The organism is Candidatus Poseidoniia archaeon (assembly GCA_030748895.1).
Taxonomy (GTDB): Archaea; Thermoplasmatota; Poseidoniia; order MGIII; family CG-Epi1; genus UBA8886.
On sequence record JASMLC010000054.1, the window covers coordinates 1 to 659 of the forward strand.

The 659-nt window shown below is 68.3% G+C and carries 1 protein-coding gene; it reads left to right on the forward strand.

The genetic code is table 11. The annotated features are described in order from the left end of the window. Nucleotides 1–659, forward strand: a 659-nt coding sequence (locus QGG57_07050; protein ID MDP7007912.1) for a glycine dehydrogenase (aminomethyl-transferring), incomplete at both ends; no start/stop codon positions are given.

Genomic DNA, 659 nt, shown 5'->3' on the forward strand with positions numbered 1-659 from the left:
GCCGCCTACCACGGTCCCGACGGCCTGCGCGTTATCGCCGAGCGCGTCCACCGTCTGGCTGCCATCGCCGCCGAGGGCCTGCGCCGGCACGGACTCGACGTCCTCTTCGACGGGTTCGTCGACACGGTGGCTGTCCGGGTTCCCGGCAGGGCAGATGAGTTCGTCGCCGCCGTCCTCGAGCACGGTTGCAACCTGCGGAGGCTCGACGCCGACACGGTCACCTTCAGCCTCGACGAGACGACCACCCCGGTGGTCGTGGAGTCGATCTGGCGGGCGTTCGGCGCAACGGAGGCCTCGCTGGAGGAGTTGGACGGAGCCTCCACCGCCATCCCCGACACCCTGCGACGCACATCGGCCTACTGCACATCGGCGTTCTTCACTTCGCACCGCAGCGAAACCGAGATGCTGCGCTGGCTACGGCACCTCGCCGACCGTGACCTCGCCATGGACCGCACGATGATTCCGCTCGGCTCCTGCACCATGAAGCTCAACGCCACCACCGAGATGCAGGCGATCACCTGGCCCGAGTTCGCCCGCATCCACCCGTACGCCCCGGTCGACCAGGTGGCCGGCTACCACGAGCTCATCGACGACCTCGAGCGGATGCTCTGCGAGGTCACCGGCTATGAAGCAGTGTCCCTCCAGCCCAATGCCGGGTC